Source organism: Streptomyces sp. NPDC044063 (assembly GCF_056434285.1).
Genome location: NZ_JBWKFM010000006.1, coordinates 65,232 through 85,008, shown reverse-complemented (window position 1 = coordinate 85,008; position 19,777 = coordinate 65,232). Strand labels below are relative to the sequence as shown.

20 protein-coding genes and 1 tRNA gene are annotated in these 19,777 nt (G+C 71.9%); 17 read left to right on the top strand and 4 right to left on the bottom strand.

Annotated features, from left to right (window positions below):
* Nucleotides 1–12: 12 nt before the first annotated feature.
* Genes argJ through AC07BS_RS10235 form a run of 4 tightly spaced genes read left to right on the top strand, consistent with a single transcriptional unit; the run spans nt 13 to nt 3,933 of the window.
* The gene (argJ, locus tag AC07BS_RS10250) at nt 13–1,164 is read left to right on the top strand and encodes a bifunctional glutamate N-acetyltransferase/amino-acid acetyltransferase ArgJ (RefSeq protein WP_478931495.1); all 1,152 of its coding nucleotides are present in this window, start codon (nt 13–15) and stop codon (nt 1,162–1,164) included.
* The gene (gene argB / locus AC07BS_RS10245) at nt 1,161–2,177 is read left to right on the top strand and encodes an acetylglutamate kinase (RefSeq protein ID WP_478644678.1); all 1,017 of its coding nucleotides are present in this window, start codon (nt 1,161–1,163) and stop codon (nt 2,175–2,177) included. Before argJ ends, argB begins: the two co-directional genes overlap by 4 nt.
* Nucleotides 2,174–3,379, top strand: a complete 1,206-nt coding sequence (locus tag AC07BS_RS10240; RefSeq protein ID WP_478931359.1) for an acetylornithine transaminase — start codon at nt 2,174–2,176, stop codon at nt 3,377–3,379. The genes argB and AC07BS_RS10240 overlap by 4 nt, the downstream gene beginning before the upstream one ends.
* An 8-nt stretch (nt 3,380–3,387) precedes the next feature.
* Nucleotides 3,388–3,933 (top strand): arginine repressor, encoded by a 546-nt coding sequence (locus tag AC07BS_RS10235; RefSeq protein WP_478644673.1) that lies wholly within the window; start codon nt 3,388–3,390, stop codon nt 3,931–3,933.
* A gap of 142 nt (nt 3,934–4,075) precedes the next feature.
* Here AC07BS_RS10235 and AC07BS_RS10230 read toward each other — a convergent pair.
* A tRNA-Pro gene (locus AC07BS_RS10230) sits at nt 4,076–4,152 on the bottom strand.
* Between the two features lie 276 nt (nt 4,153–4,428).
* Here AC07BS_RS10230 and AC07BS_RS10225 point away from each other — a divergent pair.
* The 5 genes from AC07BS_RS10225 to AC07BS_RS10205 all read left to right on the top strand — a co-directional run bounded on the left by AC07BS_RS10225 (nt 4,429) and on the right by AC07BS_RS10205 (nt 10,274).
* Nucleotides 4,429–5,622 (top strand): argininosuccinate synthase, encoded by a 1,194-nt coding sequence (locus AC07BS_RS10225; protein WP_478644672.1) that lies wholly within the window; start codon nt 4,429–4,431, stop codon nt 5,620–5,622.
* The gene (argH, locus tag AC07BS_RS10220) at nt 5,619–7,055 is read left to right on the top strand and encodes an argininosuccinate lyase (RefSeq protein WP_478931357.1); all 1,437 of its coding nucleotides are present in this window, start codon (nt 5,619–5,621) and stop codon (nt 7,053–7,055) included. The genes AC07BS_RS10225 and argH overlap by 4 nt, the downstream gene beginning before the upstream one ends.
* Nucleotides 7,056–7,121: 66 nt before the next feature.
* Nucleotides 7,122–7,673, top strand: a complete 552-nt coding sequence (locus AC07BS_RS10215; protein WP_478931355.1) for a TetR/AcrR family transcriptional regulator — start codon at nt 7,122–7,124, stop codon at nt 7,671–7,673.
* A complete protein-coding gene (locus AC07BS_RS10210) occupies nt 7,670–9,223 on the top strand; it encodes an MFS transporter (RefSeq protein WP_478931354.1) in 1,554 nt (517 codons plus the stop codon). Before AC07BS_RS10215 ends, AC07BS_RS10210 begins: the two co-directional genes overlap by 4 nt.
* A gap of 220 nt (nt 9,224–9,443) precedes the next feature.
* A complete protein-coding gene (locus tag AC07BS_RS10205; protein ID WP_478644664.1) occupies nt 9,444–10,274 on the top strand; it encodes an alpha/beta fold hydrolase in 831 nt (276 codons plus the stop codon).
* A 34-nt stretch (nt 10,275–10,308) separates the two neighbouring features.
* On the opposite strand, the gene AC07BS_RS10200 is transcribed toward AC07BS_RS10205, so the two are convergent.
* Nucleotides 10,309–10,986 carry a lysophospholipid acyltransferase family protein gene (locus tag AC07BS_RS10200; RefSeq protein ID WP_478644662.1) on the bottom strand — a complete coding sequence of 226 codons (678 nt, stop codon included), beginning with the start codon at nt 10,984–10,986 and terminating at the stop codon, nt 10,309–10,311.
* 212 nt (nt 10,987–11,198) lie between these two features.
* On the opposite strand from AC07BS_RS10200, the gene AC07BS_RS10195 reads away from it, so the two are divergent.
* The 3 genes from AC07BS_RS10195 (at nt 11,199) to AC07BS_RS10185 (ending at nt 13,501) form a co-directional block, all read left to right on the top strand.
* The gene (locus tag AC07BS_RS10195; protein ID WP_478931351.1) at nt 11,199–12,368 is read left to right on the top strand and encodes a glycerophosphodiester phosphodiesterase; all 1,170 of its coding nucleotides are present in this window, start codon (nt 11,199–11,201) and stop codon (nt 12,366–12,368) included.
* 77 nt (nt 12,369–12,445) lie between these two features.
* Nucleotides 12,446–12,940, top strand: coding sequence for an RNA polymerase sigma factor (locus AC07BS_RS10190; protein WP_478931349.1), 495 nt, complete (start codon nt 12,446–12,448; stop codon nt 12,938–12,940).
* A 48-nt stretch (nt 12,941–12,988) separates the two neighbouring features.
* A complete protein-coding gene (locus tag AC07BS_RS10185) occupies nt 12,989–13,501 on the top strand; it encodes a GNAT family N-acetyltransferase (RefSeq protein ID WP_478644658.1) in 513 nt (170 codons plus the stop codon).
* Between the two features lie 14 nt (nt 13,502–13,515).
* Here AC07BS_RS10185 and AC07BS_RS10180 read toward each other — a convergent pair whose 3' ends face one another.
* Together AC07BS_RS10180 and AC07BS_RS10175 are read right to left on the bottom strand one after the other, a co-directional pair.
* Nucleotides 13,516–13,965 carry a hypothetical protein gene (locus AC07BS_RS10180; protein WP_478644656.1) on the bottom strand — a complete coding sequence of 150 codons (450 nt, stop codon included), beginning with the start codon at nt 13,963–13,965 and terminating at the stop codon, nt 13,516–13,518.
* A gap of 1 nt (nt 13,966) precedes the next feature.
* A complete protein-coding gene (locus AC07BS_RS10175; RefSeq protein WP_478644654.1) occupies nt 13,967–14,326 on the bottom strand; it encodes a hypothetical protein in 360 nt (119 codons plus the stop codon).
* A 485-nt stretch (nt 14,327–14,811) separates the two neighbouring features.
* On the opposite strand from AC07BS_RS10175, the gene AC07BS_RS10170 reads away from it, so the two are divergent.
* The 5 genes from AC07BS_RS10170 to cbiE all read left to right on the top strand — a co-directional run bounded on the left by AC07BS_RS10170 (nt 14,812) and on the right by cbiE (nt 19,715).
* Complete coding sequence (locus AC07BS_RS10170; protein WP_478931346.1) at nt 14,812–15,861, top strand: methionine ABC transporter ATP-binding protein; 1,050 nt, start codon at nt 14,812–14,814, stop codon at nt 15,859–15,861.
* Nucleotides 15,858–16,619 carry a methionine ABC transporter permease gene (locus AC07BS_RS10165; protein ID WP_478644652.1) on the top strand — a complete coding sequence of 254 codons (762 nt, stop codon included), beginning with the start codon at nt 15,858–15,860 and terminating at the stop codon, nt 16,617–16,619. Before AC07BS_RS10170 ends, AC07BS_RS10165 begins: the two co-directional genes overlap by 4 nt.
* A gap of 99 nt (nt 16,620–16,718) precedes the next feature.
* Nucleotides 16,719–17,588, top strand: a complete 870-nt coding sequence (locus AC07BS_RS10160; RefSeq protein WP_478644650.1) for a MetQ/NlpA family ABC transporter substrate-binding protein — start codon at nt 16,719–16,721, stop codon at nt 17,586–17,588.
* A 167-nt stretch (nt 17,589–17,755) separates the two neighbouring features.
* Nucleotides 17,756–18,397, top strand: a complete 642-nt coding sequence (locus AC07BS_RS10155) for a GNAT family N-acetyltransferase (protein ID WP_478644648.1) — start codon at nt 17,756–17,758, stop codon at nt 18,395–18,397.
* Nucleotides 18,398–18,503: 106 nt separating this feature from the next.
* The gene (gene cbiE, locus AC07BS_RS10150; protein ID WP_478931342.1) at nt 18,504–19,715 is read left to right on the top strand and encodes a precorrin-6y C5,15-methyltransferase (decarboxylating) subunit CbiE; all 1,212 of its coding nucleotides are present in this window, start codon (nt 18,504–18,506) and stop codon (nt 19,713–19,715) included.
* Nucleotides 19,716–19,777 lie beyond the last annotated feature (62 nt).

Genomic DNA, 19,777 nt, shown 5'->3' with positions numbered 1-19,777 from the left:
ACAGGAGACACGGTGAGCGTCACCGCAGCAAAGGGATTCACCGCCGCCGGCATCGCCGCCGGGATCAAGGAGAGCGGCAGCCCCGACCTGGCCCTCGTGGTCAACCAGGGCCCCCGCCTGGCCGCCGCCGGCGTCTTCACCGCCAACCGCGTCAAGGCCGCGCCCGTCCTGTGGTCCCAGCAGGTCCTCAAGGGCGGCAAGGTCTCCGCGGTCGTCCTGAACTCCGGCGGCGCCAACGCCTGCACCGGGCCCGGGGGCTTCCAGGACACCCACGCCACCGCCGAGAAGGCCGCCGAGGCGCTGGGCCACAGCGCGGCCGAGATCGCCGTCGCCTCCACGGGCCTGATCGGCGTCCGGCTGCCGATGGACAAGCTGCTGCCCGGCATCGACAAGGCGGCCGCCGATCTCTCCGTCCACGGCGGCGAGAAGGCCGCCATCGCCATCAAGACGACGGACACCGTCCACAAGACGGCCGTCGCGCAGGGCGACGGATGGACCGTCGGCGGCATGGCCAAGGGCGCGGGCATGCTCGCGCCGGGCCTGGCCACCATGCTCGTCGTCCTCACCACCGACGCCGACGTGGACGCGGCGGGCCTGGACACGGCCCTGCGCTCCGCGACCCGGCAGACCTTCGACCGGGTCGACTCGGACGGCTGCATGTCGACCAACGACACCGTGCTCCTGCTGGCCTCCGGCGCCTCGGGCGTCGCACCGGACCCGGAGGCGTTCGCCGAGGCCGTGCGGACCGTCTCCGACGACCTCGCCCGGCAGCTCATCGGGGACGCCGAGGGTGCCAGCAAGGACATCCGCATCGAGGTGACCGGGGCCGCCACCGAGGACGACGCGGTGGAGGTGGGCCGCTCCATCGCCCGGAACAACCTCCTCAAGTGCGCCATCCACGGCGAGGACCCCAACTGGGGCCGGGTGCTGTCCGCGATCGGCACCACCTCCGCCGCCTTCGACCCCGACCGGCTGAACGTGGCCATCAACGGCGTCTGGGTCTGCCGCAACGGCTCCGTGGGCGAGGACCGCGACCTCGTCGACATGCGCTACCGGGAGGTCCGCATCACCGCGGACCTCGCCGAGGGCGACGAGAGCGCCGTCATCTGGGCCAACGACCTGACCGCCGACTACGTCCACGAGAACAGCGCGTACTCCTCATGACCACGACCGACGACAGCGCGAACGGGACCCCGGTGAACGACACCACGGCGCACGCCGACACCTCGCCCGACGGCACGTCGCACGCCGCCGGCGACGCGGCCCCGCCGCAGGGCGTCACCCGCCGGCACACCGCCCTGCCCAAGGCCCGCACCCTCGTCGAGGCCCTGCCCTGGCTGACGCGCCATCACGGCAAGACCGTCGTCATCAAGTTCGGCGGAAACGCCATGGTCGACGAGGAGCTGAAGGCCGCCTTCGCCCAGGACGTCGTCTTCCTCCACCACGCCGGCCTCCGGCCCGTCGTGGTGCACGGCGGCGGCCCGCAGATCAGCGCGGCGCTGGACCGGCACGGCCTGGTCTCGGAGTTCAAGGCGGGGCTGCGGGTCACCACGCCCGAGGCCATGGACGTCGTCCGGATGGTGCTGGCCGGCCAGGTGCAGCGCGAGCTCGTCGGCCTGCTGAACCGCCACGGACCGCTGGCCGTCGGCCTCACCGGCGAGGACGCCCACCTGATGAGCGCCACCAAGCACTACGCCCGCGTCGACGGCGAGCGGGTGGACATCGGCCGGGTCGGCGAGATCACCGACATCGACCCGGGCGCCGTCCGGGCCCTGCTGGACGACGGCCGCATCCCGGTCGTCTCCTCGATCGCCCGCAGCGCCGACGACGGCCACGTCTACAACGTCAACGCCGACACGGCGGCCGCCGCGCTCGCCGTGGCGCTGGGCGCGGAGACCCTGATGGTCCTCACCGACGTCGAGGGCCTCTACGCCGACTGGCCGAACAGCGACGACGTCATCAGCAGGCTCACCGCGAGCGAGCTGGAGGCGCTGCTGCCCGAGCTGGCCAGCGGGATGGTGCCCAAGATGGAGGGCTGCCTCCACGCCGTGCGCGGCGGCGTCACCACCGCCCGCGTCATCGACGGCCGGGTCCAGCACTCGATCCTCCTGGAGATCTTCACGGACGAGGGCATCGGCACCATGGTCGTCCCGGACCCCGAAGGAGCGCCGTCATGACGAACGCCGAGCTGACCAGGCGCTGGCAGGGCGCCATGATGGACAACTACGGGACGCCCGCCCTGCCGCTGGTGCGCGGCGAGGGCAGCACCGTGTGGGACGCCGACGGCAGGAGCTACCTGGACTTCGTCGGCGGCATCGCCGTCAACGCCCTCGGCCACGCCCATCCGGCGGTGGTGCGGGCGGTGTCGGACCAGATCGCCACGCTCGGCCATGTCTCCAACCTCTTCACCGCCGAGCCGACGGTCCGGCTCGCCGAGCGGCTGCTCGGCCTCGCCGGCCGGCCCGGCCGCGTCTACTTCTGCAACTCGGGCGCCGAGGCGATCGAGGCCGCGGTCAAGATCGGGCGGCGCACCGGGCGGACGCACATGGTCGCCGCCGCCGGCGGCTTCCACGGCCGCACCATGGGTGCCCTCGCGCTGACCGGCCAGCCCGCCAAGCAGGCACCGTTCCTGCCGCTGCCCGGGGACGTCACCCATGTCCCGTACGGGGACGCGGACGCCCTGCGCGCCGCGGTGACCACCGACACCGCGCTCGTCGTCCTCGAACCCGTGCAGGGCGAGAACGGGGTCGTCGTCCCTCCGCCGGGCTATCTGGCGGCCGCCCGGGAGATCACCCGGGCCACCGGCACGCTCCTCGTCCTGGACGAGATCCAGACAGGTGTCGGCCGCACCGGACACTGGTTCGAACACCTCGCGCAGGGCGTCGAGCCCGATGTGGTCACCCTCGCCAAGGGCCTGGGCGGGGGACTGCCCATCGGCGCCACCCTGGCCTTCGGCACCGCCGCCGACCTGCTGACTCCTGGTCAGCACGGCTCCACCTTCGGCGGGAACCCGGTCTCCTGCGCCGCCGCGCTCGCCGTTCTGGACACGCTCGCGTCCGGTGACGCGCTGGGTGATGTGCGGCGTACGGGTGCCCTGCTGCGTGACGGGATCTCCGCGCTCGGCCACCCGTTGGTCGACCACGTCCGTGGTGCCGGCCTGCTCCTGGGTATTGTCCTTGGCGAGCCCCTCGCACCGCAGGTGCAGCTGGCGGCCCGGGAAGCCGGTCTCCTGGTGAACGCGGTCGCGCCCGACGTGGTGCGGCTGGCCCCTCCGCTGATCATCACCGAGGATGAGGCGGAGACGTTTCTCCAGGCGCTGCCGGGCGTCCTGGACACCGCCGCCGGCGGGGCCACAGCGGAACGACGATCCGGAGACTGACGACAACGATGACCGAGGCGCAGGAGACCGAGCCGGGGCACGGCACAGGACAGGCCGTGCCCCAGACCCGCACCGCCCGCCACCGCCGGATCGTGGACATCCTCAGCCGGCAGGCCGTCAGGTCGCAGAGCCAGCTGGCCAAACTGCTCGCCGACGACGGTCTGTCGGTCACCCAGGCCACGCTCTCCCGCGACCTCGACGAGCTCGGCGCCGTCAAGATCCGCAACACGGGCGGCGAGCTCATCTACGCGGTGCCCTCCGAGGGCGGCGACCGCACCCCCCGCGCGCCGCTGGGGGAGTCGGCCACGGAGGCCCGTATGGGCCGGCTGGCGGCCGAGCTGCTGATCTCCGCGGAGGCCTCGGCCAACCTGGTGGTGCTGCGCACCCCGCCCGGCGCCGCCCAGTTCTTCGCCTCGGCCATCGACCAGGCGGGCGTCCACGAGATCATCGGCACCATCGCCGGTGACGACACCCTCCTGCTGATCAGCCGCGACCCGACCGGCGGCCAGGCCCTGGCGGACCACCTGCTGCGGCTGGCCCAGAAGGAGCACTGAGCGGCCGAGCGCGCCGAGCGCCACGAGAAGGAGCTCCGGCCGGCCCCCACCGGGGGGCCGGCCGGAGCTCCTTCTCATGCTCCGGAGATACGGAAAAGGCCGTTCCCGCGATGCGGAAACGGCCTTCGACCTGCGAAAACGCTGGTCGGGACGGCGGGATTTGAACCCACGACCCCTTGACCCCCAGTCAAGTGCGCTACCAAGCTGCGCCACGTCCCGGTGCCGTGTCCCTCCGGGCGTTTCTTCCCGGTGGGGCGTGCAGGAAGAAAATATCCTGTTCCGCGCCGTGATCCAAATCCGGGGGTCCCGACCGGGCCCCGACCGGGTGCCGACCGGGTGCCGACCAGGTGCCGACGGGGTCCCGGCCGGGGTGCGGGCGTCGCCGTACCGCCGGAAACTCACTCTCCCGCGCTATTGACGAAACATACGGTGCAGTGCATAGTTATGCCTAACAGCGCATGGAGAGCGCATCTGCACCGTTTGAAGGAGAACCCCGTGACCGAGCGCGTCGTACTCGCCTATTCCGGCGGCCTTGACACCTCCGTCGCCATCGGCTGGATCGCCGAGGAGACGGGCGCCGAGGTCATCGCCGTCGCCGTGGATGTCGGTCAGGGCGGCGAGGACCTGGACGTCATCCGCAAGCGCGCGCTCGCCTGCGGTGCGGTGGAGGCGGAGGTCGCCGACGCCAAGGATGAGTTCGCCGAGGAGTACTGCCTCCCGGCGATCAAGGCCAACGCCCTCTACATGGACCGGTACCCGCTGGTCTCCGCCCTTTCCCGGCCCACGATCGTCAAGCACCTGGTGGCCGCCGCCAGGAAGCACGGCGCGACCACCGTCGCCCACGGCTGCACCGGCAAGGGCAACGACCAGGTCCGGTTCGAGGCCGGCATCTCCTCGCTCGCCCCCGAGCTGAAGTGCATCGCCCCGGTCCGGGACTACGCGATGACCCGGGACAAGGCCATCGCCTTCTGCGAGACCAAGGGCCTGCCGATCGCGACCACCAAGAAGTCGCCGTACTCCATCGACCAGAACGTCTTCGGCCGGGCCGTCGAGACCGGCTTCCTGGAGGACATCTGGAACGCCCCGATCGAGGACGTCTACGACTACACCGCGAACCCGGCCACCCCCCGGGAGGCCGACGAGGTCGTCATCACCTTCGACAAGGGCGTCCCCGTCGCGATCGACGGCCGGCCGGTCAGCGTGCTCCAGGCCATCCAGCAGCTCAACGAGCGGGCGGGTGCCCAGGGCGTCGGCCGGATCGACATGGTCGAGGACCGGCTGGTCGGCATCAAGTCCCGGGAGATCTACGAGGCCCCCGGCGCGATCGCGCTGATCACCGCCCACCAGGAGCTGGAGAACGTCACCGTCGAACGGGAGCTCGCCCGCTACAAGCGGCAGGTCGAGCAGCGGTGGAGCGAGCTGGTCTACGACGGCATGTGGTTCTCGCCGCTCAAGCGGGCCCTGGACGGCTTCATCGCCGAGGCCAACGAGCACGTCACCGGCGACATCCGGATGACCCTCCACGGCGGCCGGGCCGTCGTGACCGGCCGGAAGTCCGCGCAGTCGCTCTACGACTTCAACCTCGCCACCTACGACACGGGCGACACCTTCGACCAGTCCATGTCCAAGGGCTTCATCGAGATCTTCGGCCTCTCCTCGAAGATCGCGGCCAAGCGGGACCTGGCGTGACCGAGCAGATCGAGCAGCGGGAAGACGTACGGCTCTGGGGCGGCCGGTTCGCGGACGGGCCGGCCGAGGCCCTCGCGAAGCTGTCCGCCTCCGTCCACTTCGACTGGCGGCTCGCCCTCTACGACATCGCCGGCTCCCGCGCCCACGCCCGGGTGCTCCACACGGCCGGCCTGCTCACGGCCGACGAGCTGGAGCGCATGATCGAGGGTCTCGGTCTGCTGGAGGCCGACGTCGCCGCCGGTACCTTCACGGGCACCGTCGCCGACGAGGACGTCCACACCGCCCTGGAGCGCGGCCTGCTGGAGCGGCTGGGCCCGGAGCTCGGCGGCAAGCTGCGCGCCGGCCGGTCGCGCAACGACCAGGTCGCCACGCTCTTCCGGATGTACCTGCGGGACCACGCCCGGATCATCGGCGGCCTGATCGCCGACCTCCAGGAGGCGCTCGTGGGCCTCGCCGAGGCCCACCCGGACGTGGCCATGCCGGGGCGCACCCACCTCCAGCACGCCCAGCCGGTGCTCTTCGCCCACCATGTGCTCGCCCATGTCCAGGCGCTGTCCCGGGACGCGGAGCGGCTGCGGCAGTGGGACGAGCGCACGGCCGTCTCGCCCTACGGGTCGGGCGCCCTCGCCGGGTCCTCCCTCGGGCTGGACCCGGAGGCGGTCGCCGCCGACCTCGGCTTCGAGCGGGGTTCGGCGGGCAACTCCATCGACGGCACGGCCTCCCGGGACTTCGTCGCCGAGTTCGCCTTCATCACGGCCATGATCGGCGTCGACCTGTCCCGGATCGCCGAGGAGGTCATCATCTGGAACACGAAGGAGTTCTCCTTCGTGACCCTCCACGACGCCTTCTCCACCGGCTCGTCGATCATGCCGCAGAAGAAGAACCCGGACATCGCCGAGCTGGCGCGCGGCAAGTCCGGGCGGCTGATCGGCAACCTCACCGGGCTGCTCGCCACCCTCAAGGCCCTGCCGCTCGCCTACAACCGCGATCTCCAGGAGGACAAGGAGCCCGTCTTCGACTCCTGCGACCAGCTGGAGGTCCTGCTCCCGGCCTTCACCGGGATGATGGCGACCCTCACGGTCCACCGGGACCGGATGGAGGAGCTGGCCCCCGCCGGCTTCTCGCTGGCCACCGACATCGCCGAGTGGCTGGTCAAGCAGGGCGTGCCGTTCCGGGTGGCGCACGAGGTCGCGGGGGAGTGCGTCAAGCGCTGCGAGGCCCGTGGCATCGAGCTGGACGGGCTGAGCGACGCGGACTTCGCCGCGATCTCCCCGCACCTGACGCCCGAGGTCCGTTCGGTCCTCAGCGTCCCCGGCGCGCTGGCCTCGCGCAGCGGGCGCGGCGGTACGGCCCCCTCGGCGGTCGCCGTGCAGCTCCAGGAGGTCAAGGCCGATCTCGCCGTGCAGCGGGAGTGGGCAGACGCGCGACACTGATGATCATTTTGAGACGACCATAGCCCGAATGAGACATCAACGTCTCATTCGGGTTATGGTCGTCTCATGAGTGTCGACCGCCGTGAGCATGTCCTGAGAGCAGCCGCAGCCCTGCTCACCCGTAAGGCGACCGCGTCCATGGACGAGATCGCCAAGGCCGCCGGCATCAGCCGCGCCACCCTCCACCGTTACTTCGCCGGCCGCGACGCGCTCGTCCGGGCGCTGGAACAGCTCGGCATCGAGCAGTTCGAGCGGGCCCTGGACGAGGCCCGGCTGGATGAGGGCGACGCGGCGCTGGCGGTGCGCCGGCTGATCGAGAAGGCCGAGCCGGTGGCCGGCATCCTCTCCTTCCTCTACACCGAGAACCAGCTCTTCGAGGGCGAGATCAACGAGGGCTGGAACCGGCTCGACGCCCGCGTCCACGCGCTCTTCCTGCGCGGCCAGGAGGAGGGCGCCTTCCGCGTCGACCTCTCACCCGCCTGGCTCACCGACGCGCTGTACGGGCTGATCGCCTCCGGGGCGTGGGCCGTGCAGGATGGGCGGGTGGCCGCCAAGGACCTCACCCGCATGGTCGCCGAGCTGTTGCTCGGCGGGGCGCAGCGGAGGGCCGAGCGGTGAGCGCGAGGACCGCCGAGCCGGCGCCCGGTGCGCCCGCGTCGGTGGAGCCGCCGCGTCCGGGGCGCTGGCTGGCGCTGTCGGTGCTGGCCCTGGCGGTGCTGCTGGTCGCCGTCGACGCCACGGTCCTCGGCCTGGCGACGCCCTTCCTCAGCGAGGACCTCCAGCCCTCGGGCACACAGCTGCTGTGGATCGGTGACGTCTACTCCTTCGTCATCGCCGGCCTGCTGGTGTCCATGGGCAGCCTGGGCGACCGCGTCGGCCGCAAGAAGCTGCTGCTGTGCGGCGCCGTGGCGTTCGGCGCGGTCTCGGTGCTTAACGCGTACGCCTCCAGCCCGGAGATGATGATCGCGGCCCGGGCCCTGCTGGGTGTGGCGGGCGCGACGCTGATGCCGTCCACCCTGGCCCTGATCCGCAATCTCTTCCACGACCCGCGCGAGCGCAGCCTCGCCATCGGCATCTGGGGCGCGATGGCGTCCGCCGGCGCCGCCGTGGGGCCGGTGGTGGGCGGCTTCCTGCTGGAGAACTTCTGGTGGGGCTCGGTCTTCCTGATCAACCTGCCGGTCATGGCGGTGCTGGTCCTGGTGGGCATCAAGCTGCTGCCGGAGTCCCGCGACCCCGCGCCGGGCCCGTGGGACCTGCTGAGCGTGGTGCTGTCGATGGTGGGCGTGGTGGCCGTGGTCTACGCGATCAAGGAGATCGCCACCCATGGCCCGGCCTGGACGTCGTTCCTGGCGGCCGCGGCCGGCGTCCTGGCGCTGGTGTGGTTCGTCCGGCGCCAGCTGAGCCTGCCGTCGCCGCTGCTGGACATGCGGCTCTTCCACCACCGGGGCTTCTCCGCCGCCGTGGTGGCCGACCTGCTGACCGTGCTGGGGCTGTCGGGGATGGTGTTCTTCCTCTCGCAGTTCCTCCAGCTGGTGCAGGACCGCAGCCCGCTGGAGGCGGGGCTGGCCGAGCTGCCCGCGGCCGTCGGCGCGGTGACGGCGGGTCTGCTCGCCGGCCACGCGGCCCGGCGCTGGTCGGTGCGCTCGGTGGTGGCGGGCGGTCTCGCGGCGATCGGCGTCGCACTGGCGGCCCTGGTGTGGCTGTCGGCCGACACCGACTACCCGGTGCTCGGCACGGTGCTGCTGATCGTGGGCGTGGGCGCCGGCTTCTCCTTCACTGTCACGGCCGACGTGATCCTCTCCAGCGTGCCCAAGGAGCACGCGGGCTCCGCCTCGGCCGTCTCGGAGACGGCGTACGAGCTCGGCGCGGCCCTCGGTATCGCCCTGCTCGGCTCGATCGTCACCGGCGTCTACCGCGGCTTCGCGGTGCCCGCGGGGGTACCGGCCGCGCAGGCGGCCGACGCCCACGAGTCGCTGGGCGGCGCGGTCGAGTCCGCGGGAACCCTGCCGGCCGACACCGGCGCCGCCCTGCTGTCCTCGGCGCAGGATGCCTTCGTGGAGGGGCTGCGGATCGCCTCGGGGGTCGGCGCCGCGGTGCTGCTGACGACGGCCGTCGCGGCCTGGTTCCTGCTGCGCGGCGAGCGTCTGGAAGAGGGGTACGGCGGCTGAGCGGCCGCGTGGAGCGCGGACGGCCGCCGGAAGTCCGTACGAGGAAACCTCACATGAGCCGGATGAGCAAGGTCCGGCTCATGTGACGTTTACCGGTCGGTAACTCTCTTGACGCGCTCCTTATGGGGCAGAGAACATCACGTCCACCGGTCGACATTGTCGAACGCGGTTCGGACGAGGGCGTCCGCAGTGGGACGCCGTGTTCAAAGGAATCCCCCACATGCGTCTGCGCACCACCGCACGGTTCCTGGTCGCCGCCGCGGCCACCGCCGCGCTGAGCCTCATGGGACTCAACGCCACCCCGGCCGCCGCCTCGCCGCTGGACATCCCGCCGAAGGGCGCCAACGACTGGTCCTGCAAGCCGGACTCGGCGCACCCGCAGCCGGTCGTGCTGGTCAACGGCACCTTCAAGCTGATGGCCGAGAACTGGGCCAAGCTCTCCCCGGCGCTGAAGGACGCGGGCTACTGCGTCTTCGCCTTCAACTACGGCCACATGGAGACCGATCCCATCCCGCAGGCCGCCGCCGAGCTGAAGGACTTCGTGGAGGCCGTGCGCGGCGCCACCGGCGCGGAGAAGGTCGACATCGTCGGCCACAGCCAGGGCGGCATGATGCCGCGCTACTACGTGAAGTTCCTCGGCGGCGCCGACAAGGTCGACGACCTGGTGGGCATCGTCCCCTCCAACCACGGCACGAAGAACCCGCTCGCCATCCCGGCCGGCTGGACCTTCTGCCCGTCCTGCGTGGACCAGCAGGTCGGCTCCGACCTGCTGAAGAAGCTCAACGCCGGCGAGGAGACCCCCGCGGGCCCGGACTACACCGTCGTCTCCACCCGCTACGACGAGGTCGTCATCCCCTACACCAGCGCCCTGCTGAGCGGCCCCGCCGAGCGCGTGACCAACGTGGTGCTCCAGGACAAGTGCCCGCTCGACCTCTACATGCACGACCAGGCCACCAAGGACCCGGTCGTCGCCCAGTGGGTGCTGAACGCCCTGGGACGCAAGGGCCCCGCCGACCCGGGCTTCCAGCCTCGGTGCATCGGCGGGGCGTGAGCCCGGGCCTCGCCCGGGCGGGATGCGGTAGGGGTCAGGCGGCCTTGGCGGCCCGCGCCTTGGTGGCGTACATGTCCACGTACTCCTGACCCGACAGCCGCATCACATCGCTCATCACCTCGTCGGTGACGGCGCGCAGGACATAGCGGTCGCGGTCCATCCCGTCGTAGCGGGAGAAGTCCAGCGGCTCGCCGAAGCGCACCGTCACCGGCGCGATGCGCGGCAGGCCCTTGCCGCCGGGCTGGACCTTGTCGGTGCCGATCATCGCGAACGGCACCACCGGGGCACCGGTCATCAGGGTCAGCCGGGCGATGCCGGTGCGGCCGCGGTACAGCCGGCCGTCGGGGGAGCGGGTGCCCTCCGGGTAGATGCCGAAGATCTTGCCCTCCTCCAGCACCCGGCGGCCCGTCATCAGCGCGGCCACACCGCCGTTGCCGCCGTCGCGGTCGACCGGGATCATGCCCGAGGAGCGGAAGAACCACGCCATCAGCCGGCCCTTGAGGCCCTTGCCCGTGACGTACTCGTCCTTGCCGATGAAGAACACCTGGCGCTTGACCACCAGGGCCAGGAACAGCGAGTCGATGAAGGTCGTGTGGTTCCCGGCGAGGATCACCGGCCCGCTGCCGGCGATGTGCTCGGCCCCCTCCACCTTGGGGCGGTACAGGACGCGCATGAGCAACCCGAGAAACGCCTTGAGCACAATGCGGGACAACGGACCCTCCGGTCGTGGTGGTGCGGACTCGCGCACGGGGCGCGGTCGCTGACGATACTCGCGGGTACCCCCTCCGCGCACGCGGGGTTGACCGAGTCGAGACGGAGTGTTGACGTGACTTTTCACTCCGTTCGCCCGCCGTTCTTCAACAGGGAAGTCGTACGTGCGTACGATCGCCCGGCCAGTGCAACACCACCGAACGAGGAGAGTTCATGCAGCAGGAGCAGCGGCCGGGCAGGCGCACGGTGCTGGGGGCGGCGGCCGCCCTCGGCGCGGGAGCGGTCGTCCTCGGCGGCGGGGTGACCCAGGCGGTGGCGGCCGGCGGGAGCACGGCGCACCGCGGCGGTCGCGGCGGATCCCTGAAGGACCTGCCGGTGCCCACCATCATCGGGCACCGCGGCTGCAGCGGCTCCCGGCCCGAGCACACCCTCGGCTCCTACCAGTTCGCCCTCGACAACGGCGCGGACGTCATCGAGCAGGACCTCGTCCCCACCAAGGACGGCCACCTGGTCTGCCGCCACGAGAACGACATCACCGGCACCACCGACGTCGCCTCCCGCCCGGAGTTCGCCTCCCGCAAGACGACGAAGACCGTCGACGGCGAGGCCCACACCGGCTGGTTCACCGAGGACTTCACCCTCGCCGAGCTGCGGACGCTGCGGGCCAAGGAGCGCATCCCGGCGGTCCGTCAGCACAACACCCTCTACGACGGCCGCTGGCAGGTGCCCACCTTCGAGGAGGTCCTCAAGTGGGCCGAGGACGAGGGCCGCAAGCGCGGGCGCCGGATATGGCTCCACATCGAGACCAAGCACCCCACCTACTTCCGCAAGGCCGGCCTGGGCCTGGAGGAGCGTCTGGCCAAGCTGCTGCGCCGCTACGGGCGCTCCGGCCGCGACGCGTACACCATCCTGCAGTCCTTCGAGCCCAGCAGCCTCCAGCGGCTGAGCCGGCTCGGCGTCGACTGCCCCAAGGTCCTGCTGCTGGACGACCTGAACACCCGCCCCTGGGACTTCACCGAGGCCAAGGACCCGCGCACGGTCGCCGACCTCATCACGCCCAAGGGCCTGAAGTGGGTCTCCGGCTTCGCCCAGGGCATCGGCCCCTGGGTGAACCTGATCATCCCGCGCGACAAGAACGACCGGCTCACCAAGCCGACCACGCTGGTGCGCGACGCCCACGCCGCCGGGCTGATCCTCCACCCGTACACCATGCGGAACGAGAACAGCTTCCTGCCGGCCGACTTCCGCCGGGGCACCGACCCGAACGCCTACGGCGACGCCTTCGGCGCGTTCCGGACGTACTTCGCGACGGGCATCGACGGCATCTTCACCGACAACCCCGACACCGGAGCCCTCGCCCGCGCGGACTTCGTCAAGGGATGACGTCCTGACCACCCCCGGACGGGTGATCGTCGGCCGCCGCGGAAACCGCCGGCGGCCGGCCGCTCGTCCCGCACCGCGTGACGCAGAGTGAACTCCTGACCCGGCTGGGCCCGCTGCTGCGGGCGGAGTGCGCCGCCGAGGCGGCAGCGGCGGGCGGCGTGGACGCCGCCGACCTCGAACAGGGCGTATGGCTGCGGCTGCTCGCCGAGGGCCGCACCACCGTGCCGGCCGGCCGGTTACGCGCGACCGTACGGGCCGAGGCCCGTGCCGCGCGGCGCTGGGCCCGCCGCGAGGTGCCCTACGAGGAGGCCGCGCAGGCGCCGCCCGGCACCGTGCCCGGGGTCGAACAGGCGGTCCTGGACGCCGAGGCGGGCCGTGAACTGCGGGCCGCCGTCCGCAGGCTGCCCGGCCGCTGCCCCCGCCTGCTGGGCGCCCTGCTCTCGGCCGGGGACCCGACCTACCGGGAAATCGCAGGGAGGTTGGGAATGTCACAAGGTTCTCTGGGACCGGTTCGTTCCCGTTGCCTGGGATGCCTGCGCAGAATGCTCTTGGCAGAGATTGCCGCTCCTTGACCCGGGGGAAAGGAGCGGTAGGCGACCCACCAGGGGAGGCATGCGCACATGGGTATGAGCGTGACCATCTCGGCCGCGGCCGGGACCGATGCCGAACAGATCCTCAAGCTCCAGTACCTCTGCTATCAGAGCGAGGCGGCGCTCTACGGCGACTACTCGATCGAGCCCCTCACCCAGACCCTCGACGACCTGCGCGCCGAGCTGGGCCGCGGCTGCGTGCTCGTGGCCCGGCTCGGCGAGGAGGTCGTCGGATCGGTGCGCGGCACGGTCGACACCGAGGGGACGGCCGTGATCACCGGCCTCATCGTCCACCCCCGGCTCCAGCGGCACGGCCTCGGCGGGCGGCTGCTGGCCGCGCTGGAGGAGCGGCTGGCGGGGGAGTGGGCCGCCAAGCGGTTCCGGCTGGCCACCGGCCAGCGCAGCGAGGGCAACCTCCGGCTGTACCGCAAGTGGGGCTACGAGCGCACCGGCGTTCGGGAGGTCACGCGCGCGCTCACCCTGGTCACCCTGGAGAAGGAGGCGCGCCCCGCGGACGCGCCCGCCTACGCCACCAGCGCCTGACCCCCGGACAGGCCCTAGGCCGCGTCCCGGGCGCCCGGCGCCCGGCGCAGCCAGATCATCGCGGTCACCGGCAGGATGACGGGGATGAAGAGGTAGCCCATGCCGTAGTCCGACCACACCGTGGCGTCCCGGAAGGCGGACGGCTCCAGCATCGTCCACGTCCCCACGGCCAGCACGCCCGCCAGCTCGGCGGCGCAGCACACCAGCGCCGCCCGGCGGGCCGACGCGCCGCCGCGCACCAGCGAGTACGTGATGAAGGCGTACACCACGGCCGCGGCGGCCGACAGCACGTACGCGAGCGGCGCCCTGCCGAAGTCGATGATCATCTGGACGACCGCGCGGGACGCCGCCGCGACCGTGAAGACGCCGTAGAGCCAGACCAGCAGCCGCCCCGGGCCCTGGCCCAGGTCGAAGCCGGCGCCGCGGGCCGTCCCGGAGGAGCGGGTCTCGGTGGATTCGGTCACGTCAGCCTCCCCAGATGTCGTAGAGCCGTACCTCGAGCACGGCGAGGATCACACCGCCCGCCGCGACGGTCGCCGAACCCCAGCGGGTGCGCTCGGTCAGCGACATGAAGCCCGCCGCGGGCACCGCGGCCGCCGCGCCCAGCAGATAGGCGACGAAGATGGCCGTGCCCTGCCCGGGCCGCTCGCCGCCCGACAGGCGCACCACGCCGACGACGAGCTGGACCAGGGCGAGCAGGGAGACCACGGCCATGCCGATGAAGTGCCAGTCCTTGGTGGACTGGTCCCGGGCGAAGGCGAGGCCGCACCATGCGGCCAGGACGAGGGCGGCCAGACCGGCCGCGAGCGTCAGCGCGTCGATCACCGCCGCCCCCGGACGGCGCGGGTGTGCGGATGGGGCGTGACAGGCATGGGACGACTCTAATCGCCCGCGCCGGAGGCGCCGTGCGCGACCCCGCGCCGTCCACGGAGTGATCCAGCCCGTCCGCTATTCGGACAGGCTTGGCTTGTTCGCACGCACTTCTGTTTTACTGGCCCGCATGACCACGACGAGCACCCGCATCCTTGCGACCGAGGCGATGACGACGCCCGGTGCTGCTCGTCGCATGTGTCGAATGTGTGACCGCTGAGGGCCCCCGTTCTGTTCCTCGCGCCCCGAAGCGAGACCCCGCAGAGCCCGCCGCCGGCCTCGATCGCCGGACCGCGTAAGCTCCCCGCCCCGCGTCACCAGGATCCCCGTCGCACCCGCGCCCCGAGCGCCCGCCGGGGGAACACCGATGCCGCGTTCCGCAATGAATCGCCCGTGCCGGCATCCCCATCGCCGCGCACTCGACAGTGACGGAATCCCCTGTGATCACCACTACGGGCCTGACAAAGGTCTACCGCTCACGCGGCCGCGAGGTCACCGCCCTCGACGGCGTCGATCTCCACGTCCGGGAGGGCGAGGTGTACGGCGTCGTCGGACAGAGCGGCGCCGGCAAGTCGACCCTCATCCGCTGCGTCAACCTCCTGGAGCGCCCCAGCTCCGGCACGGTCACCGTGGACGGCCAGGACCTCACCGCGCTGGCCGGCCGCGGCAGCCGCGCGAGCGCCGAGCTCCGCCGGGCGCGCAGCCGCATCGGCATGGTCTTCCAGCACTTCAACCTGCTCTCCTCGCGCACCGTGCAGAGCAACATCGAGCTCCCGCTGGAGATCCTCGGCGTCTCCGGCAAGGAGCGCGAGCGCAAGGCGCTGGAACTCCTCGACCTCGTCGGACTCGCCGACAAGGCCAAGGCCTACCCCACCCAGCTCTCCGGTGGCCAGAAGCAGCGCGTCGGCATCGCCCGCGCCCTGGCCGGCGACCCCAAGGTGCTGCTCTCCGACGAGTCGACCTCCGCGCTCGACCCGGAGACCACCCGCTCCATCCTCCAGCTGCTGCGCGACCTCAACCAGCAGCTCGGCCTGACGGTCCTCCTCATCACCCATGAGATGGAGGTCGTCAAGACCATCTGCGACTCCGCGGCCCTGATGAAGGGCGGGCGCGTCGTCGAGTCCGGAACCGTCTCCGAACTCCTCGCCACCCCCGGCTCCGAGCTCGCAGCCGAGCTCTTCCCCGTCGGCGGCGAGCCCTCCGGCCCCGACCGCACCGTCGTGGACGTCACCTTCCACGGCGAGGCCGCCACCCAGCCGGTGATCTCGCAGCTGTCCCGCACATACAACATCGACATCTCGATCCTGGGCGCCGCGATGGACACCGTCGCCGGCAAGCAGGTCGGCCGCATGCGCATCGAGCTGCCCGGCCGGTTCGAGGAGAACGTCGTCCCCATCGGCTTCCTGCGCGAGCAGGGGCTCCAGGTCGACGTCGCCGACGTCAAGATCCCGGCGCCTGCCGACGAGCTCCTGAAGGAAGGTGCCCAGTGACCTGGACCGAGATGCAGCCCCTGCTGCGCGACGCCTGTCTCGACACCCTCTTCATGGTGTGGTGGTCCACCGTCTGGGCCGTCATCGGCGGCATCCCGCTGGGCCTCCTCCTGGTCCTCACCGACCGGGGCGCCCTGCTGCAGAACGTCGTGGTGAACAAGGTCGTGGGCGCGATCGTCAACCTCGGCCGCTCGCTGCCCTTCATCATCCTCCTCGTCTGGCTGATCCCCTTCAGCCGCATGGTCGTCGGCACCTCCATCGGCCCCAGCGCCGCCGTGGTGGCCCTGGTCATCGGCGCCGTGCCGTTCTTCGCCCGGCTGGTGGAGACCGCCATCCGCGAGGTCGACCACGGCCTGGTCGAGGCGGTCCAGTCGATGGGCGGCGGCACCTTCACCGTGATCTTCAAGGTGCTCCTCCCGCAGGCCCTGCCCTCCCTCATCGCCGGCCTCACCACCACCGTGATCGCCCTCCTGGGCTACTCCGCCATGGCGGGCGCGGTCGGCGGCGGCGGCCTGGGCAACCTCGCCATCACCTACGGCTACATGCGCCACGAGACCGGCCTGATGAACGTCACCATCCTGCTGCTCATCGCCATCGTGACGATCGCCCAGCTCGCCGGTGACCTCACCGTCCGGCGCCTCGCCCGCCGCGGCGGACGCCAGGCCCCCGCCGTCGGACTGCGCCGGCTGAAGTCCGCCACCGTCCCCAAGCCCCGTACCGCCCCCGAGACCGCCCCGGAGCCCACCGAGGCGGCCTAGGACGACGGCCCCACCCGGCCGTACCCCCCGTAAGACCCCACGAAGCCCGGACCCTTTGCCGGGCGGCAACACCTCGTGAGAACAAGAAAGGCACTCTTCGTGCGTACCACCGTCAAGCTCTCCGCCGCCCTCGCGGCCGCCGCCGCGCTCACCCTCGGCCTCAGCGCCTGCAGCGCCCCGTCCGACACCTCCTCCGGCTCGGGCAAGAAGGGCAAGGACGCCGACCCGGCCGCCAAGCTCGTCGTCGCCGCCAGCCCCACCCCGCACGCCGACATCCTGAACTTCGTCCGCGACAAGCTCGCCAAGGACGCCGGCCTCAACCTCGAGGTCAAGGAGTTCAACGACTACGTCCTGCCGAACACCGCCACCCAGAACGGCGACGTGGACGCGAACTTCTTCCAGCACAAGCCGTACCTCGACGACTTCAACAAGAAGAACAAGACGGACATCGTGCCCGTCGTCAACGTCGAGATCGAGCCCCTCGGCCTCTACTCCAAGAAGGACAAGAAGGTCGGGGACCTGGGCTCCGGCTCCACCATCGCCGTCCCCAACGACGCCACCAACGAGGGCCGCGCCCTGAAGCTGCTCGCCGACAACGGCGTCATCAAGCTCAAGGCCGGCGTCGGTGCCGAGGCCAAGCTCTCCGACATCGAGGACAAGAAGGGCGTCGAGTTCACCGAGCTCGAGGCCGCCCAGATCCCCTCCCGCCTGGCCGACGTGGACGCCGCCGTCATCAACGGCAACTTCGCCATCGGCGCCAAGCTCAACCCCGCCAAGGACTCCCTGGCCCTGGAGAAGGCGGACGGCAACCCCTACGCCAACTTCCTCGCCGTCAAGAAGGGCAACGAGGGCGACCCCCGCATCGCCAAGCTCGCCAAGCTCCTCAACTCCGACGAGGTCAAGAAGTTCATCGAGGAGAAGTTCAGCAACGGCGCCGTCATCCCGGCCTTCGGCGCCCCGAAGAGCTGACACCTTGTAACCTCGGCCCTCCGTACGGTCGCAGGCCCCGCGCACACGAACCGCTCGTGCGCGGGGCCTGACACTTGGCGTATCCACCTGCCGATGCTGCATGCTGGTGCACCCGAGCCAGACCGGTACCACCCCCGAGCCCTGTCGCACCGGCGTTGGAGCAGCACATGACATCCACCTTTCCGGACATCTCCATCAGTACGGACCGGCTGGTGCTGCGCCCGTTCGAGGCGGGGGACATCGCCCCCCTGGCCGAGATGATGAACGACGAGCTCATCACCGCCTGGACCGGCGTCCCCCACCCCTACTCCACCGCCGACGCCCGCGACTGGGCACTGCGCGGCGCCCCCTCGGAACGCATCTCCGGGCGCGGAATCGTCTTTGCGGTCGCCGAATTCCTCACCCAGCGCCTCGTCGGCACCCTCCACCTCCGCAACACCGACTGGCGCACCCTGTCCACCGAGGTCTGCTACATCACCGCCCCCTGGGCCCGCGGCGAGGGCTACGCCTGCGAATCGGTGCTCGCCGCCGCCGAATGGCTCTTCCGCGACCAGAAATTCGAACGCCTCGAACTGCGCACCGCCGCCGACAACTCCGCGGCCCAGCAGGTCGCCCAGAAGATCGGCTGCGTCAGCGAGGGCGTCCTGCGCAGCGCCTGGATAGCGCGCAGCCGCACCGAGGACGCCGGCTGGACCGAGCTGCGCACCGACCTCATCATCTGGAGCCTGCTGCCCGAGGACCTCGACGAGTTCCGCGAGGCCCCCGCCGGCGGCCACGACTACGCCACCGTCTTCCCCGACTGGCGCTGACCGGGCCCCGCCCGCCGACGGCCCCGGCCCACCCCACCGGGGTACGCTCACCCTGCCCGCACCCGCGCGGGCCCGACCCACGATCGATCCCAGGAGACTGACGACCATGGCCGACCGGGTCACGGTGATCGGATGGGACGGCTCACCGCTGACGGACGCGGCCCGCTCCGCCCTCGGCGCCGCCTCCCTGGTGGCCGGCGCCGCCCACCACCTGGCCCTGCCCGAGGTCCCCGCCAACGCCGAGCGGGTCCGCCTGGGCAGCGTCGACCTCGCCGCCCGCCGCATCGCCCAGCACCGCGGCTCCGCCGTCGTCCTCGCCGACGGCGACCCCGGCTTCTTCGGCGTCGTCCGCACCCTGCGCGCCCCCGAGCACGGCCTCGAGGTCGAGGTCGTGCCCGCCGTCTCCTCCGTCGCCGCCGCCTTCGCCCGCGCCGGCATGCCCTGGGACGACGCCCAGGTCGTCGTCGCCCACAGCCGCGACCTGCGCCGCGCCGTCAACGTCTGCCGGGCCCACCCCAAGGTCGCCGTCCTCACCTCCCCCGGCGCCGGCCCCGCCGAACTCGCCCTCCTCCTCGGACCCGTCCACCGCACCTTCGTCATCTGCGAGGAACTGGGCACCGAACGCGAGGAGGTCACCGTCCTCACCTCCGACCGGGCCGTCGACCACGTCTGGCGCGACCCCAACGTCGTCATCGTCATCGGCGGCTTCGGCGCCCCGGTCCACGGCGGCGGCTGGATCGCCGGCCGCGACGCCGGCTACCCGTCCGCCGTCCGCGGCTGGGCCCTGCCCGCCGACGCCTACACCGGCACCCCGGGCGAGGGCGAGTCCACCGAACTGCGCGCCGCCCAACTCGCCCGGCTCGGCCCCCGGGTGGGCGACCTGGTCTGGGACATCGGCTGCGGCGGCGGCGCGGCCGCCGTCGAGGCGGCCCGCTTCGGCGCCGCCGTCATCGCCGTCGACAGCGACGCCGCCGCCTGCCGCCGCACCGCCGCCGCGGCCCGCCACTACGGCGTACAACTGCAGGTCGTGCACGGCACCGCCCCGCTGGCCCTGGAGGACCTCCCCGAACCCGACGTGGTCCGCGTCGGCGGCGGGGGCGCCGTCGTCGTCGCCGCCTGCGCCGACCGCCGCCCCGAGCGGATCGTCACCCACGCCGCCACCCGCGACGAGGCCGAGGCCGTCGGCCGCGCCCTCGCCGAGGGCGGCTACACGGTCGAGTGCACGCTGCTCCAGGCAGTGGAGTTGGACACAGCCCGGTGGACCGAGCGCGAGCGCGCCGTAGCCTTCCTCCTGAGCGGGCGTCGCACGCACCCCTGAGCCCCGGGTGCGGGGCCCGGGGTAGGCTGGCGGATCGTTGTGCAGCCGGTCGGTGTCCGACA